Here is a 15,447-nt window from a genome sequence, read left to right as displayed (position 1 = left end):
GCTCAGGACCCGTTCTTGAGGAAGTCGGGAACGTCGACGTCGTCGAAGAGCACCCGACGCGGCGACTGGGCCGGTGCCGGGTTGCTTACCGGTGCCGGCACCGGTGTGTTCTGCGGCGCGGGCTGGTTGGTGTTGGTCTTGCGGGTCGGCTCGGCCGCCTTGTACGCCGGCGTGCCGCCGTCGAAGCCCGCCGCGATGACAGTCACCCGCACCTCGTCGCCGAGCGCGTCGTCGATGACCGCGCCGAAGATGATGTTGGCGTCCGGGTGGGCCGCGTCGGTGACCAGTTGGGCCGCGTCGTTGATCTCGAAAAGGCCCAGGTCGGAACCGCCGGCGATGGAGAGCAGCACGCCCCGTGCGCCGTCCATGCTCTGCTCGAGCAGCGGGCTGGAGATGGCCGCCTCGGCCGCCTCGACCGCGCGGTTCTCCCCGCGGGCGCTGCCGATGCCCATCAACGCGCTGCCGGCGCCGCTCATCACGCTCTTGACGTCGGCGAAGTCCAGGTTGATCAGACCCGGGGTGGTGATCAGGTCGGTGATGCCCTGCACACCGGAGAGCAGCACCTGGTCCGCCGTGCGGAACGCGTCCATCATGCTGATGTTGCGGTCACCCAGGGCCAGCAGCCGGTCGTTCGGGATCACGATCAGGGTGTCGCACTGGTTGCGCAGCTCGTCTATCCCCGTCTCGGCCTGCACCTGGCGGCGCTTGCCCTCGAAGGAGAACGGCCGGGTCACCACGCCGATGGTGAGCGCGCCGAGCTTGCGGGCGATGTTGGCGACCACCGGCGCGCCACCGGTGCCGGTGCCGCCGCCCTCACCGCAGGTCACGAAGACCATGTCGGCGCCCTTGAGCACCTCCTCGATCTCGTCGCGGTGGTCCTCGGCGGCGTTCTTGCCGACGTCGGGGTTGGCGCCGGCGCCCAGGCCGCGGGTCAGTTCCCGGCCCACGTCGAGCTTGACGTCGGCGTCGCTCATCAGCAGCGCCTGAGCATCGGTGTTGATCGCGATGAACTCGACGCCCTTGAGCCCAACCTCGATCATCCGGTTGACGGCGTTGACCCCGCCGCCCCCGATGCCGACGACCTTGATGACCGCCAGATAGTTGTGCGGAGGTGTCATCTCCGGTCCTTTCCTTCGAGATTGGCTTCGGCCGACCGGGTACGGCGTGGCCAGACCAGCGGCCGACGACAGCTGTCACCAGCGAGGCTCAGAGGTGAACCCTCACCCTCTACTAGAGGCTTACAGTTATGTCAACCACTGTTCCTCTTCGGGGCAACGTAAGCGCCACCGCGCGATGAGCCAAGGACCCCACCGGCGTGTCGCCGAGCCGAGCGCGACGGGTCACCGCCGTGGGCGCTGTCCGGTCAGCGAAACGTCACCACATCGGGCGCGCTCACGTCGATCCGGTCAGCGTCCTCATCCAACAGGGCGGTGGCCACCCGGGCCTTGTCCGTACCCCTTGTCGCGTCGCCCCAGACCACCGTCCGGTCCCCGCGCAACCGCAGGCTGATCCGGGCCAACCCCTCCACCTGCAGGTCCACCAACTCCGCGCGCAGCTGCGGGGTCAGCGCGGCGAGGACCTCCAGCGCGGCCCGGGTGCCCGGGTCGTCGGCCGCCGGACGGCCCACCGTCACCTGCGGCAGATCAGCGGGACGCCGGTCCACCGTCCGGAACGCCACCCCGCTGCGGTCGATCACGGCGAACGCCGCCCCCTGCGGCACCACCGCCACCGCGGTGCGCTCGGTCACCCGCACCACGAGCGTCCCGGGCCAGTCCCGGGAGACCGTGGCCCGCTCCACCGCCGGCAGCGCACCGACCCGGCGGGCGGCGGCGGCCAGGTCCACCCGGGCCAGCGGCACCCCCTCCGGCACGCCGACCGCGTCGTGCACCTGCACCGGGGTGACCAGACCGACACCCTCCACCCGCACCTCCCGAACCCCGAACAGGCCGGTGCCGAGCACCGTCCAGGCGACCAGCCCGGCCAGGGCGAGGACCCCGGCCGCCACCGCCCACGGCAGCGCCGCGCGCATCCGACGCTGCCGGGCCCGAGCCATGAACCGACGGGTCGAGGGCGGCACCGCGTCGCGCCCGGCCCGGACCAGCTGCCACCGCCGCGCCGGCCCACGCCGCGGGACACCACCGTCGGCGCCGCTGGTCCGTCCCCGGGACGGGCCGGGACTCATCCGGCCAGGGGCGCCGCGCCGCCGGGCGCGGCGGTGCCACCGAGAGCCGCTCCGTCGCCGCCGGCCGTGGTCCCACCCGGCACCGCATCAGTGATCGCCGGGGACGTGGCCGCCGGGTCGACGGTCGTGGTCGGCGCCGGGCCGGCCGTGCGCGCACCGAGCGCCGCCAGCAACTCGTCGCCCATCAGCGAGATCGGCGGGGCGCCCATGGTGACCACCACGTCCCCCGAGCGGGCGCGACGGGCCACCTCGACCGGCGCCTGCTCCCACGACTCCACGAAGACCTTACGGTCGGCGGGCAGCTGCACCGCAGCGATCAGCGCCGCCGAACCCTCGCCGGGCTGCCGCAACTCACCCGGCCCGAAGACCTCAAGCAGCACCACCTCGTCGGCGAGGGCCAGCGCGGCGGCGATCTCCGCCTGGTTGTCGCGGGTGCGATACAGCCGGTACGGCTGGAAGACGACGATCAACCGCCCGTCCCCGGCCACCTCGCGCAGCGTCTGCATGGCGAGCGTCATCGAGGTCGGGTGGTAGGCGTACTCGTCGTAGACGAGCACGCCGTCCGCGACACCCTTGCGCTCGAAGCGCCGGCGCACCCCGGGAAAGACCGCGAGCGCGGCCTCCGCCGCTTCCAGTGGCAGTTCCAGCAGGTACGCGGTGAGCACCGCGGCGGCGCTGTTCAGCCCCATGTGCCGCCCCGGCACCGGCAGCCGGAACTCGCCGAGCGACCGGCCGTCGACAGCGGCCAGGTAGCGCACCCCACGCGAGGAGGAGACGATCTCGGTGAGTCGCAGGTCGGCGTCGGCGGCCTCGCCGTAGGTGAACACCCGCCGCCCCTCGGCGCGCAGGCTCTCGGCCAGCCGCCGACCGCCCGGGTCGTCGGCGCAGGTGATGATGAACCCGTCAGGGTCGGTGAGGCGGGCGAACTCCACGAACGCCGCCTCCAGCGTCGCGTAGTCGCCGTAGGTGTTCAGGTGGTCGGCCTCGACGTTGGTGATGATCGAGACGTACGGGCGGTAGATGAGGAACGAGCGGTCACTCTCGTCCGCCTCGACCACGAAGTGCTCGCCGGTGCCGTGGTGGGCGCCCGAGCCGACCTCGGAGATCTCCCCACCGATCACGAAGGACGGATCCACGCCGGCCTGCTGGAGCACCATCGTCACCATCGAGGTGGTGGTGGTCTTGCCGTGCGTGCCGGCCACCGCCACCGCCCGACGGCCGGTCATCGCCGCGGCCAGGGCCTCCGAGCGGTGCAGCACCCGCAGGCCCCGCCGACGCGCCTCGACCAGCTCCAGGTGGTCCTGTGGGATGGCCGACGAGTAGACGACGGTGTCCACCCCGTCGAGGTTGCTGGCCTGGTGGCTGAGGTGGATGGTGCCGCCGAGCGCCCGCAGCCCCTCCAGCGAGGGCCACTCCCGCAGGTCGCTGCCGGAGACCCGGATGCCCCGGGTGAGCAGCAGCCGGGCCACACCGAGCATGCCCACCCCGCCCACGCCGATCAGGTGGACCGCGCCCAGGTCCTCCGCCGTGAGCGTGCCGGCCGGGGTGAACTGCGCGGTCATCGGGCCACCGCCGCGATGACGAAGGAACGCAGCGCCTCGTCACCGTCGCGCCGCCCGTACGCCGACGCGGCGGCACCCATCGCTGCCGTCCGCTGCGGGTCGCGGATGAGCGGAATGACGGTGCGCTCCAACCAGTCCGGGGTGAGTTCCGCGTCGTCGACAATCAGCCCACCGCCGGCCTCCACCACGGGCAGCGCGTTGCGCCGCTGCTCCTGGTTGCTGTGCGGGTACGGCACGTAGATCGTGGGCAGCCCGATCGCGGCCACCTCGGCCACTGTCATCGCCCCGCCCCGGGCCAGCATCAGGTCGGCGGCGGCGTAACCCAGCTCCATCTCGGACAGGTAGGGCAGCGTCACGTACGGCACCGGCAGGTCGGTGGGGATCGGCACCGGCTCGTTACGGGCGCCCATCACGTGCAACACCTGCACACCGTTGCGGGCCAACTCCTTGGCCGCCCCGGAGACCGCCAGGTTGATCGAGCGGGCGCCCGACGAGCCACCGGAGACGAAGAGCACCGGCAGGTCCGGGCGGAGCCCGAAGTGGGCGCGGGCGGCGTTGCGCAGCGCGTACCGGTCCAGGCCCGCGATGGTGCGCCGCAGCGGCACCCCGACGATTGTGGCGTCGCGCAGCGACTCGGCCTGGCTCGGCTGGTGCGGGAAGCCGACCGCGATGTTCTTTGTGAACTTCATGCCCAGCCGGTTGGCCACGCCCGGCGGCACGTTCACCTCGTGGATCACCATGGGCAACTCCCGGCGCCAGGCGGCGAGGTAGGCCGGCACCGAGACGTACCCGCCGAAGCCGACGACCACGTCGGCCTGCACCTCGTCGATCACCTTGCCCGCGGCGCGGGCCGCGGTCCACATCCGGCCCGGGGTGCGGACCAGGTTCATGTTCACCGACCGGGGCAGTTGGTACGCCGGGATCTGCCGCAGCTCGTAGCCGTGCGGCGGAATCAGGTCGTTCTCCATGCCCCGCGGTGTGCCGAGGCAGGTGATCCGGACGCCCGGGTCGTGTCGGCGCAGGCAGTCGGCGAAGGCGAGCAGCGGGTAGACGTGCCCCCCGGTGCCACCTCCCGCGAGCACCACCGAACGCAGCGGACCCATCAGCGTCTCCTCTCGCTCGCCGCACCACCGCGGCTGCGGTCCTGGCGGACCCCGCGCGGCGCGGCCTGGTCGTCATGGCGCCGCTCGCGGGACCGGGGCACGGGCCCTCGGGCCGCCGGCGGCGTCGCCGGTCGGCGACGCCGGCCGGGAAGCGGCGGCAACGGGGCCCAGAGTAGTCGGACCCACCGGGCCGGCGGACGGGCATGCAGTGCTCTGGCCGCATCGGGTTCGGCGCGGGCGAAGGAGGCCAGCATGCCGATGCCGGCCAACGTCACGACCAGGGCACTTCCGCCGTCGGAGATGAACGGCAGCGGCAGGCCGGTGATCGGCAGCAGCCCGACCACCCCACCGATGTTGATCACAGCCTGGCTGACCAGCCAGGTGGTCACGGCGGCGGCGGCGAGCCGGCGGAACGGATCGTCGACCCGCCGGGCGATCCGCAACCCGGTGTACGCGAGGACGGCGAACAGGCTGAGGATGACCACACACCCGATCACGCCCAACTCCTCCGCGATGATCGCGAAGATGAAGTCGTTGTGCGCCTCGGGCAGCCAGTCCCACTTCAGGCTGCCCTTGCCCAGCCCGACACCGAACCAGCCGCCGTGCTCGATGGCCAGCCGGCCCTGATAGAACTGGTAACACGGGTCGCCGCACTCGTCCGGCGGCGGTGGGTTGAGAAAGAGCGTCAGTCGCGCCAGCCGGTAGTTGTCCGCGCCCTTCTCGCCGGAACCGGCGCCGAGCGAGGCCACCGCGATGAGCAGGCCGACGCCGAGCAGACCGACCACGGTCAGGGCGCCGAAGACCCGCATCCGCACCCCGGCGGCCCAGAGCAGGCCCACCACCAGGGCCAGCAGGCAGAGCATGGTGCCCGTGTCGTTGTAGCCGACCAGGACGAAGAGCAGGCCCATCACCGGGAAGAGCGGGGTGGCCAACTCCCGCCACCAGCCCAGCGCGGCGCCCTTGCGGGCCACCACGTGCGCGCCCCACAGCACCAGCGCGATCTTGGCCAGCTCGGACGGTTGCACCTGGATGCCGCCGATGAACAGCCAGAGCAGCCGCGCCTCGATCGGGCCGATCCGGGCGGAGTCCTGGTGGGTCAGGCGCGCGTACGCGAGCAGCAGGTTGAGCACCAGCAGCAGCGCGATAGCGGTGAACAGCAGCGGCCGGCCCAGCGACCGGTAGGTGCTGGCGGGCAGCCGCTGGCAGGCCCAGAACACCCCGATGCCGATCACCGCGAAGATCGCCTGTTTGGTCACCGACGCCGAGGCGTTGCCGTCCTCGGCGTAGTCCTTCACGCTTGTCGCCGAGAAGACCATGGTCAGCCCGATCAACAGCAGCAGGCCGGCGCTCGACAACAGCAGATAGTAGGAGGCCAGCGGCCGGTCCAGCAGGCCGCGCAGCGCGGCGAGCCCGCCGGCCGCGTCCAGCCCGAGTAGCGGCACTGACGGTGCTGGTTGCGCCGCGCGTGGCGCCGCACCCGGTTCCGGAACGTGGGCGTCGTCCGGCGTCACGCCGGACGCCTTACCGCGCGCTGTCGCGCCCGGCTGCTTGGCGCCCGGCGTCGGCTCCCGCGCCGTCGCGTCGGGTTTCGGGCCGCGCCGGTCGTCCGCGCGGCGCGACGGCACGGTGCCCGCCGAGCCCGCTGACCGCCGAGGCCGGCCGGTCGGTCGGTCGTCCCTGTCGTCGGTGCCTGGTTCCTCCCCCACCCCGACATCATCACCGCTAGCCCCGCCCGGCGAGCCCACAACGAATCTCCCGGCGTGTCGAACCGCAGGATCCGCGCAAGGTCGAGGAGGTGGCCGCCTCGGAAACTCGTCGAGGCGGCGACGTCGCCGACGTTGCGCGGATCCTGGGTCAGCCGCCAACGGGAGTCGGGGCTGGTCAGGTCATGTTGGCGAGGAACTCGCTGTAGAACAGGCCCAGGGCGATGGCCACGCCGATGCCGGCGATGATCCAGAAGCGCACCACGATGTTGACCTCACTCCAGCCGGCCAGCTCGAAGTGGTGCTGCAGCGGCGACATCCGGAACACCCGTTTACCCGTGGTCTTGAAGGAGATGATCTGGATCACCACGGACATCGTGATGATCACGAAGAGCCCGCCGATGATCGGCAGCAGCAGGATGGTGCGGGTGGACATCGCCATGCCGGCGATCAGGCCGCCCAGCCCCAACGCCCCGGTGTCGCCCATGAAGATCCGCGCCGGGGACGTGTTCCACCAGAGGAAGCCCACACAGGCCCCGGCCGCCGCCCCGGCTATCAGCGCGATCTCCAACGGGTCGCGCACCTCGTAGCAGTACGGCTGCTTGTAGCTCGGGTCGGCGCACCAGTGCCGGTACTGCCAGAACGCGATAAGCGCGTACGCGGCGAGCACCATCACCGACGCGCCGGTGGCCAGACCGTCCAGGCCGTCGGTGAGGTTGACGCCATTCGTCGCGGCCATCACCACGAAGATGAAGATGATCACCGCGCCGACCTTGCTGACCTCCAGGAAGTCGATGTCCCGGATGAAGCTCAGCGTGGTGCTGCCCACCGTCTCGGTGTTCGTCGCCCTACCCGTCGCGTCGGTCATCGTGCTCGGGAACCACAGCGCGATCACCCCGAAGACCGCACCGACCAGGATCTGCCCGAGCAGCTTGCCGCGCTTGTTCAGACCGGCACTGTTGCGCTTGCGCACCTTGAGGAAGTCGTCGAGGAAACCCACAGCGCCGGAGAAGACCATCAGCCCCAGCAGCACCAGCGCGGTGATGGTCGGCTCCACCTGCGCGATCTGCTGGTCCGGCAGGGTGGTCAGGGCCAGGTGCCCGGCCACGTACGCGATCACCGTGGCCAGGATGAAGACCACGCCACCCATTGTGGGCGTGCCCTTCTTGCCCTGGTGCATGGCCGGGCCGTCGGTGCGGATCGGCTGACCGGCCTTGAGCCGGGTGAACACCTTGATCGCGAGGGGGGTGCAGAACAGCGACACGATGAAGGCCACCCCGATGGCGACGATGACCGCCCTCATCGGGTGGACTCCCCGCCGGCGTCGGCGCGCAGCGCGTCGGCCACCTCCCAGGTCCGGTACCGGGAGCCCTTGACCAGGACGACGTCGCCCGGCCGTAACTCGCCCCGCAGCACCTCGACGGCCGCCGCCTGATCGGTGAGCAGCACCGACTCTCCTCCCCAGTTCACTACCGCTGTTGCGCCTTCGTGGATCGGCGCGGCCGGCTCGCCCACCACGAGCAGCCGGTCGACACCCAGCTCGGCCGCGAGTCGGCCGACCTCGGCGTGGCCGTCGTACTCGAACGGACCCAGCTCGGCCATGTAACCAAGCACCGCGACGGTACGCCGCCCCTGGCCGATGCTGGCCAGCGCCCGCACCGCCACCGCCATCGAGGCCGGGTTGGCGTTGTACGAGTCGTCGATCACCGTCACCCCGTCGGGGCGGTCGAACACGTCCATCCGGCGGGTCGAGACCAGCCGCAACTCGCCGAGCGCCGTTGCCAGCTCCGTCAGCGGCATGCCCAGTTCCCGGGCCACCGCCGCCGCGGCGAGGGTGTTGCCGACCTGATGCCGGCCGGCCAGCCCGAGCCGCACCGGCGCACGTCCCTCCGGCGTGACCAGGGTGTACGACGGGTGCCCGCGCTCGTCGAGCGCGACGTCCTCGGCGCGTACGTCCGCCTCCGGCGCCTCGCCGTAGCGGACCACCCGGGCCCGGGTCCGACCCGCCATCGCGGCCACCCGCGGGTCGTCGGCGTTCAGCACGGCCAGCCCGTCCGGCGGCAGCGCCTCGACCAGCTCGCCCTTTGCCACTGCGATGTTGTCCTGGGAGCCGAACTCGCCGATGTGCGACGTACCGACGTTGAGCACCACGGAGATCCGCGGCGGCACCAGCTCGCACAGGTAACGGACGTGCCCGATGCCGCGCGCGCCCTTCTCCATCACCAGGTAACGGGTGTCCGGCCCGGCCCGCAGCGCGGTGTACGGGTGCCCCAGCTCGTTGTTGAACGATCCGGGCGGCGCCACAGTGGCCCCGAGCCGGGTGGTGAGCTGACCGATCAGGTCCTTCGTGGTGGTCTTGCCGGACGAACCGGTCACGCCGATCACTGTCAACCCGGGCAGCCGGTCCACCGCGGCGCGGGCCAGCCGGCCCATCGCGGTCAGCGCGTCGTCGACAAGCACCATCGGCACCCCGGGCACCTCGCGGCTGCCGAGCACCGCCACCGCCCCGGCCTGGATCGCCGTCGCCGCGTAGTCGTGCCCGTCGACCTTCTCACCCGGGAAGGCCACGAAGAGCGAACCGGGCCCCACCTTGCGCGAGTCGAACTCCACCGAACCGGTGACGGTGGCGGCCGGGTCGGCACCCACCAGCCGCCCGTCGACGGCCGCGGCCACCTCGGCCAGGCTCAGCGCGATCATCGCCGACCCGCCAGGTCCCCGAAGCGGGCCCGCAACGCGTCGGCCAGCTCGACGCTGTCGTCGAACGGAAACATCTGCCCCGCCACCTCCTGGCCCCGCTCGTGCCCCTTGCCGAGCAGCGCGATCACGTCGCCCGGCTCGGCCAGCCGAACCGCCTCGTCGATCGCGGCACGCCTTCCGGACACCTCGATGATCCGGGCGGCAGTGCCGGCCCGGTACGCCCCGGCGAGCACCTCGGCACGGATCTCCGCCGGGTCCTCGGTACGCGGGTTGTCGTCGGTCACCAGCACCACGTCGGCTCCCTCGGCGGCGGCCGCGCCCATCACCGGCCGCTTGCCGCGGTCCCGGTCCCCACCGGCGCCGATCACACAGATCAACCGGCCGGCACTCAGCTCACGCAGCGCGGCCAGCGCGGCCACTATCGCGTCCGACTTGTGCGCGTAGTCGACCACCCCGCGCACCGGCGCGGCGACGTCGACCAGCTCCAGCCGGCCCGGCACGCCACCGCAGGCGGCCACCCCGGTCGCCGCGGTCGCCGGGTCCACCCCGGCGCCCACCAGCGCGGCGATGGCCAGCAGCGCGTTCGCCACGTTGTGCCGGCCGGGCAGCGCCACCCCGGCGGGCAGGACCACCCCGTCCGGGCCGTGCGCGGTGAAGCGCTGGGCGTACCCCTCGCCGTCCACGCCGTCGGCCCACCAGGTCGCGCCCCGGTCCCCGGCCGCCGAGTAGGTGACGGTTGTCGGCTTGTACAGCGGCTGCAACGCCGGGTCGTCGTGGTTGAGCACCTCGACAGCGCAGCGCCCGTCGAAGAGCTGCGCCTTCGCGGCGAAGTAGTCGTCGGTGTCGGCGTGGAAGTCGAGGTGGTCGGAGCCGAAGTTGGTGTATCCCCCGACGGCGAACCGGACACCGCCCACCCGGCCCATGGCCAGCGCGTGGCTGGAGACCTCCATGACCACTGCGGTGACCCCACGCTCGCGGGCGGTGGCCAGCATGGCGTGCAGGTCGGTCGCCTCGGGGGTGGTGCGCACGCTGTCGATCACCAGGTCACCGAGCCGGGTCTCCACGGTGCCGATCAGCCCGGTGGTGTGGCCGGCGGCCCGCAGCCCCGACTCGACCAGGTACGCGGTGGAGGTCTTGCCTGCGGTGCCGGTCACGCCGATCACGGTGAGCGCGGCGGTCGGATCGCCGTAGATCGCCGAGGCCAGCTCGCCGACGACCGCGCGGGGATCGGGCACCACGAGAGCGGGCAGGCCGCTCGCCGCCGCCAGCTCGGCACCGGCCGGGTCGGTCAACAGGGCCACCGCGCCGGCCTCGGCAGCGGCGGCGGCGAACTCCGCGCCGTGCCGACGGGCACCGGGCAGCGCCGCGTACAGGTCGCCGGGGCGAACCTCCTGGCTGGCGTGGGTGGCCCCGGTGACGGTCACCGTGGCGGCCTCCGCCGGGAGGTCGACGGCGAGCCGGACGGCGAGATCACCGAGCCGGACTCCGGTCACGGTACGTGGACGTGGATTGCCGGGCACGGCGTCAGACCCTACCCGGTCGTCCGGTTCCGGCCGTACAGCCGCCCCGGTGGTTCGTCGGCACTCACCGATGATGTCCCGCCATCGCTGCTCAGCGCGGATAGACAGTGAACTTGGGCGCGGAACCACCTGTGGACGGCGGCACCCGATAGTGACGCAGGGTGAACTGCATCATGTCGCGGAACGCCGGGTTGGCGATCGCCGCTCCCCCACCGCGGGGCGAGTACACGAAGACCGCGATCACGTAGCGGGGGTTCTCGGCGGGGGCCATGCCGATGAAGGAGGACACCGTGTCGGGCTCTATCTTGCCGTTGACCAGCCGCGAACCGGTGCCGGTCTTGCCGGCGACCCGGTAGCCGGGGACCGCGGCGGTGACGCCGGTGGCGTGGTCGACGGTGGTGACCGCCTCCAGCATGGTGCGCAGGGCCACCGCGTTCTGCGGGCTGAGCACCGACCGGGTGACCGGGGCCGGCGCGGGGGTGCGCTTGCCGTCCGGGCTGATCACCTCCTTGATGAGGTGCGGCTGCACGTACGTGCCGTTGTTGGCGATGGCGGCGTACGCGGCGGCCATCTGCAACGGCGTGGCGTCGACGCTGTGCCCGATCGGCACCGACCCGTACGACGACTCGCTCCACTCGTCGGCTGGCAGCAGTCGCCCGCTGGCCTCCCCCGGCATCCCCTCGCCGGTGGGCTTGCCCAGCCCGAACCGCTTCTGGTAGTCGATCAACCGGTCCCGGCCGAGCTTCTCGGCGATCGTGATCGTGCCGACGTTCGACGAGTAGGCGAGCATCCCGGGGATGCTCATCCGTTTCCCGTTGGCCGGGTGCGTGTCGGAGAACCAGGTGTCACCCATCTTGATGCTGTTCGCGATGGGCAGCGTGGTGTCCGGGGTGATCACCCCCTCCTGTAGCGCCGCGCCGTAGGTGATCGCCTTGTGCACCGAGCCGGGATCGACGACGAAGCTGGTGGCCGCGTCCTCCCGGGCGACCGGGTCGCTCGGCAGCGGCTTCGCCGCGCTGTAGGTGGGATTGCTGGCCTGGGCCAGGACCGCCCCGGAGGGAATCTCGATGATCACGGCCGCGGCGGTGCCGCCCTGCACCTTTTCCATGCCCGCGCTGAGGATCTGCTGCGTCCGGAACTGCAGGTCGCGATCGATGGTGAGGGCAAGCGAGCTGCCCGGCTTGGCGGGCGTGGTCAGGCTGTAGCCGCCCGGGATAGCCGCGTCGAGATCACGGCGGCCGGCCTCGTACCTCCGCTTGCCGTCCTGGCCCGCGAGCACGTCGTTGTAGCGGGCCTCCAGCCCTTCCAACCCGACCATGTCCTGGCTGGTGAAGCCGATCAGGTTGGCGGCCAGGTCACCTCCGGGCACCTCGCGTCGCTCGTCGCGGTGCACCCCGATGCCCGGCAGCTCCAGTGCCTGCACCTGCTTGGCGGTCGAGATCTCCACCCCCCGGGCCAGGTACACGAACCGGGAGTCGTTGCCGTTCTCCAGTTTGCGGGGCTTGAGCAGCTCGGTGAGCTTCGACGCCGGAATGGCCAGCAGCGGCGAGAGCGCCTTGGCGGTGCCGGCCTGGTCCTCGACCTCGGTGGGGTCGGCGGACACGTACCGGGCCTCGACGCTACGTGCCAGCGGGGCACCGGTGGTGTCGTAGATCGCGCCCCGCGGTGCGGGCAGTTCGACGGTGCGGGTGCGGTCGGCGACGCCGCCGTCGGCGTACGCCGGGGCGTCGACCGCCTGGAGGAAGATCAGCCGGATCCCGATGGTCACGAACAACGTCAGGGCGAGGGCGGTACCCAACCGCAGCCGCAGCCGCGAGTCGGCAAGCTTCGGCGGGCGCGGTGGCTTGCGGGACGGACGGCGGGCCGCCGGGCGGTCGCCGCGGCGTGGTGCGCGGGGTGTGGTCCGTCGGCGCGACGGCGGCTCGTCGAGGCCCGGCCCACCGGGAGTACGCGGCGCGACGGTGCGCACCACGCCTCCGCGACCGGCGGCCGGGGCGTCGCGCCGACCGGCCCGGGCGGCGGCCCGGCCACCGTCGAGCACCTGCAACGCCGGCCGGAACGGGTCGCCGGAACGGGTGCTGCGCGGGGTACGCCGTTGCTCGGCGCCCACCCCACGCGGCGGTGTGCCACGCTCGTCGCGGACGGTCCGGCCCCGTGGCGTGTACGCGCGGGCACCGGAGATGCCCCCGATGCCGGCCTCGCCGGTACGCGGCTCGGAGTCGGTGGGGTTGGCATCACGCGAAGAACCGCGCCGGGACCCCGTGGGGTCCCGGCGCGGCTCGTCCGACCTTCGTGGCACCGGTCAGCCTCCCGCACCCTGGCTGGTCACCGACGGCTCGCCGGTGGCCGGCTGCGGCACGCCGATGCTCTTGCCGTCCGGCAGCCGGATGTAGCCCGGCTCGCCGGCGTCCACCAGGCCCAACCGCCGCGCCTCGGCGGTCAGGTTGCCCGGCGCCTCGTACTCGGCGATCTGCTTGTCCAACTGCTGCTTCTCCAGGTCCAGTCGGGCCTGCTGCTGCTGCAACCGCTCAAACCGGATCGCGTTCTCATTGATCTTGGTGTTGACCGCCAGGATGCCGAGCACCCCACCGACCACCAGCACCACGATCAGCGCCGCGAACGGCGCACGGGGCACCGAGATCGGCGGCGGCGGCGCCACCCGCAGCCGTGGCCCGCGGGCGCTGGTGGCGCCGACGGCCTTCTCGACCGGCCGCAGCGCGGCGGCGCCCTGGGTCGGGAACTCGCGCGCCCCCCGGGCGCGAGTATCCCCCTGCCGGTTCACTCGATCGATGCGTGGCGTACCGTTTCCGAGGCGCGGAGCCCGCTCCGCCGCGGTCCGGCCCCCCGACCGCGGTGTGCGCTGCCCGCCGCCGGTGACGTCCCGGCGGCCGCGCTTGTCAATGTTCATATGTCCCTCCCCCTCAACGTCCGTCCGTCTGCCGTCCCGGTGCCCCTGACCCCCCACGGATCAGGCGGACCCCGGGCCCGGTTGGTGCATTCCCTTCACCCGTCGGCGAGACCGTTCGCGGTCGGTCCGCCCTTGCTCTGTCGCGTTCGGGTCGAGTCGCTCCGCGGCCCGCAGCCGCACCGAGGCGGCCCGCGGGTTCGCGGCGACCTCCGCCTCCCCGGGTAGCTCGGCGCCCCGGCTGAGCAGCCGGAACGTCGGACCCGACCCGGGCAGCTCGACCGGGAGGTCGATCGGGCCCTTACTGCGGACCCGATCCGCGAGCGCCGCCTTGGTGAGCCGGTCCTCCAACGAGTGGTAGGACAGGACCACCATGCGGCCGCCCACGGTCAGTGCGTCGAGCGCGGATGGCAACGCTGTCTCCAGCGCTGCCAGCTCTCTGTTTACCTCGATCCGTAAAGCCTGAAACGTTCTCTTTGCCGGGTGTCCGCCCGTTCGTCGCGCCGGTGCCGGGATCGATTCCCGGACCAGCTCCGCCAGCCGCGCGGACGAGGTGATCCGGGCGCGTTCCCGCTCCCGGATGATCGCCGAGGCGATCCGGCCGGCGAACTTCTCCTCGCCGTACACCCGCAGCACCCGGGCCAGATCCGGATGGGCGTACGTGTTGACCACCTCTTCGGCGGTCACCCCGCGGGTCTGGTCCATCCGCATGTCCAGCGGCGCGTCCTGGGCGTACGCGAACCCGCGGTCGGGCGCGTCCAACTGCAACGACGACACACCCAGGTCGAACAGGATGCCGTCGATGCCCGGATAGCCCAGCCGGTCCAACACCTCGGGCAACTCGTCGTAGACGGCGTGTTCCAGATGCACCCGATCGGCGAACCGGGCCAGCCGGACCCGCGCGTGAGCCAGCGCCTCGGTGTCCCGGTCGAGCCCGATCAGGACCGTCTCCGGGTGCGCCTCGAGCACCGCCTCCGCGTGCCCGGCCAGGCCGAGCGTCGCATCGACGTGGACCGTCCGGCCGCCTCGACCCAGCGCGGGGGCCAGCAGCTCAAGACACCGCTCAAGCAGCACCGGCACGTGCGTGCCGCGCAACTCCCCCATGTTGACCCCCACTGGTTGAAACGTCCGTTCTCCTCGTGCGCCTGTCGTCGGACGGCGCTGCCGTCGTACCGCCAGATCCCCATCCGCTCCCGCCGGACACCGGACCGTCGCCCGATGACTGGATCGTGCGCCTGGCACCGGGGAAGGGGTGCCAGGAACTCGAAAGCGGCTGGAGATCTCGCAGTACGTCGGGGCGCCGTTCCGCCCTACAGACCGCCGGGCAGCACCCCCTCCGAGATGTCGGCGAAGTCGTCCTCGCTGTCGGCAAGGTAGGTCTCCCACGCGGCCTTGTCCCAGATCTCCACCCGGGTGCTCGCGCCGATCACCACCAGGTCGCGGTCCAGAGCGGCGTACGCCCGCAGGTGGGCCGGGATGGTTACCCGGCCCTGCTTGTCCGGAACCTCGTCATGCGCGCTGGCGAAGAAGACCCGGCTGTAGGCCCGCGCCGCCTTGTGCGTCATCGGCTGTGCGCGCAACTGATCCGCGATCCGCTGGAACTCAGGGGTCGGGAAGACGTAGAGACAGCGCTCCTGCCCTTTGGTGACCACGACACCCCCCGCCAGCTCATCCCGAAACTTGGCCGGAAGGATCAACCGGCCCTTTTCGTCAAGGCGTGGAGTGTGGGTGCCGAGAAACACCGGCCCTACCCCCTTGCCCCTGAACGGCGTTCG

Annotated in this window: 10 protein-coding genes and 2 pseudogenes; all 12 read right to left on the bottom strand. The window is 72.1% G+C overall.

What is annotated here, in order from left to right; genetic code table 11:
* Positions 1-2: 2 nt before the first annotated feature.
* The 12 genes and pseudogenes from ftsZ to mraZ all read right to left on the bottom strand — a co-directional run bounded on the left by ftsZ (position 3) and on the right by mraZ (position 15,414).
* Entirely contained in the window at positions 3-1,118 is a 1,116-nt protein-coding gene (ftsZ, locus tag AB0B85_RS17780) for a cell division protein FtsZ (protein WP_357408467.1), read from the bottom strand.
* A gap of 245 nt (positions 1,119-1,363) precedes the next feature.
* Positions 1,364-2,182 (bottom strand): FtsQ-type POTRA domain-containing protein, encoded by an 819-nt coding sequence (locus AB0B85_RS17775; protein ID WP_357408465.1) that lies wholly within the window; start codon positions 2,180-2,182, stop codon positions 1,364-1,366.
* Between the two features lie 158 nt (positions 2,183-2,340).
* Positions 2,341-3,744: pseudogene (murC, locus tag AB0B85_RS17770) on the bottom strand (UDP-N-acetylmuramate--L-alanine ligase); the annotation flags it as partial.
* Positions 3,741-4,847 (bottom strand): undecaprenyldiphospho-muramoylpentapeptide beta-N-acetylglucosaminyltransferase, encoded by a 1,107-nt coding sequence (murG, locus tag AB0B85_RS17765; RefSeq protein WP_357408463.1) that lies wholly within the window; start codon positions 4,845-4,847, stop codon positions 3,741-3,743. The gene murG and the pseudogene murC, both read right to left, overlap by 4 nt.
* Positions 4,847-6,289: a putative peptidoglycan glycosyltransferase FtsW gene (locus AB0B85_RS17760; RefSeq protein WP_357408579.1), complete on the bottom strand. Its 1,443-nt coding sequence runs from the start codon at positions 6,287-6,289 to the stop codon at positions 4,847-4,849. Before AB0B85_RS17760 ends, murG begins: the two co-directional genes overlap by 1 nt.
* A gap of 439 nt (positions 6,290-6,728) precedes the next feature.
* Positions 6,729-7,853, bottom strand: coding sequence for a phospho-N-acetylmuramoyl-pentapeptide-transferase (mraY, locus tag AB0B85_RS17755; protein ID WP_357408461.1), 1,125 nt, complete (start codon positions 7,851-7,853; stop codon positions 6,729-6,731).
* Positions 7,850-9,247 carry a UDP-N-acetylmuramoyl-tripeptide--D-alanyl-D-alanine ligase gene (gene murF, locus AB0B85_RS17750; protein ID WP_357408459.1) on the bottom strand — a complete coding sequence of 466 codons (1,398 nt, stop codon included), beginning with the start codon at positions 9,245-9,247 and terminating at the stop codon, positions 7,850-7,852. Before murF ends, mraY begins: the two co-directional genes overlap by 4 nt.
* The gene (locus AB0B85_RS17745) at positions 9,244-10,767 is read right to left on the bottom strand and encodes a UDP-N-acetylmuramoyl-L-alanyl-D-glutamate--2,6-diaminopimelate ligase (protein ID WP_357408457.1); all 1,524 of its coding nucleotides are present in this window, start codon (positions 10,765-10,767) and stop codon (positions 9,244-9,246) included. The genes murF and AB0B85_RS17745 overlap by 4 nt, the downstream gene beginning before the upstream one ends.
* Positions 10,768-10,858: 91 nt before the next feature.
* Positions 10,859-13,066 (bottom strand): penicillin-binding protein 2, encoded by a 2,208-nt coding sequence (locus AB0B85_RS17740; protein WP_357408455.1) that lies wholly within the window; start codon positions 13,064-13,066, stop codon positions 10,859-10,861.
* A 3-nt stretch (positions 13,067-13,069) separates the two neighbouring features.
* Positions 13,070-13,675, bottom strand: a complete 606-nt coding sequence (locus AB0B85_RS17735; protein WP_357408577.1) for a hypothetical protein — start codon at positions 13,673-13,675, stop codon at positions 13,070-13,072.
* Positions 13,670-14,776, bottom strand: a pseudogene (gene rsmH, locus AB0B85_RS17730) (16S rRNA (cytosine(1402)-N(4))-methyltransferase RsmH); the annotation flags it as partial. The pseudogene rsmH and the gene AB0B85_RS17735, both read right to left, overlap by 6 nt.
* 206 nt (positions 14,777-14,982) lie before the next feature.
* Complete coding sequence (gene mraZ / locus AB0B85_RS17725) at positions 14,983-15,414, bottom strand: division/cell wall cluster transcriptional repressor MraZ (RefSeq protein WP_357408453.1); 432 nt, start codon at positions 15,412-15,414, stop codon at positions 14,983-14,985.
* Between the last annotated feature and the right edge of the window lie 33 nt (positions 15,415-15,447).

This window comes from Micromonospora sp. NPDC049044 (assembly GCF_040649215.1).
In the GTDB taxonomy this organism is placed as follows: domain Bacteria; phylum Actinomycetota; class Actinomycetes; order Mycobacteriales; family Micromonosporaceae; genus Micromonospora.
This window is presented reverse-complemented; position numbering and strand designations above follow the sequence as displayed.